Raw genomic sequence first — 1,119 nt, forward strand, 5'->3', positions numbered from 1 at the left:
GCGCCGCAATCCACTCCCGCGCCGTGATCGCCCCATCGGCATACAAGCCGGCCAACTCATCAAGACGTTCCTGATCGGCATCGACCTGGGCGGCCAATGCGGAAACATCGGCATCAGCGGTGGCTTTGCCCGCCAGCGCGTCGGCCAATTGAGGTGAATCCAGCCGTGCCAGTACCGCTTCGGTCAGCAGTTCTTCGACCGGGGCGGCGACCACCGTCAACCGGCCACACCCACCATGATCCGGCCCCTTCAAACACACGTACCGTCGTACTCGGTTCTGCGGATTGCTGTGCCGTGCTTGGGAATACAGTCGGTTCTCACAGCGCCCGCAGCGCAACATCCCCGAGAGCAGGTAGGTGCGTGCGGTGCGGGATTTGGTCACCGAGCGTGCCGCCATCCGCGCCAACACCCGATCACGCTCTGCTGGGGTGATGATGGCGGGCCATACCGCCGCACCGATCACCTCCCCGCGGTGTTCCCGCAACCCGGCGATGCGGCCCGAGGACAACACCTGACGCACCGCGGTCGTCTGCCAGGACTTCGCCATGCTCGGGGCGATCTGCGATTCGTTGAGCCAGATCGTCAACGACCGCAAGGATTGGCCCGCCAGATACCGGTCCACCATCTCGCGGACCACTGCGGCCTCCGATGCGCGCACGGTGATCTTGTCCGGTTCATACCCGAACGGGCGCGCTGACCCATGCGGCAACCCGGCCTCGGCGTTTTGCAACATCTTGCGACGGATGCGCGCCGACTTGCGCCCGGACTCCTTGGCGGCGAATGCCGCGAAAATCCGGGCCATGAACAACCCATCGTCATTACCCAAGTCGATATCGGCGGTCACGGTCGCCAGATCCCGCACCCCCACCGACTCGCACAACGTGACGAACTCCTCCAACTCCACCGGACGCCGATGCAACCTGTCCAGGTTGTAGACGATCACCGCATCACGAGCACCGGACGCCAGGTCAGCCAACATCCGGGCGTACTCGCGACGTGGTTTACCGGAGAACGCCGACACGTCGTTGTCGACATACTCGGCCCCGACTGGCCACCCCCGATCAGTAGCGAGCTTGCGGCAGTCCTCCAACTGCCGCGCCACCCCCAACCCCGTCCCCT

1 protein-coding gene is annotated in these 1,119 nt (G+C 65.0%); it reads right to left on the reverse strand.

The features are described from left to right. Window positions 1-1,119: recombinase family protein (locus tag AC2VON_RS08295; protein WP_486952518.1), on the reverse strand; the 1,119-nt coding region annotated here is incomplete at both ends.

The organism is Mycobacterium sp. TH-M82 (genome assembly GCF_057473605.1).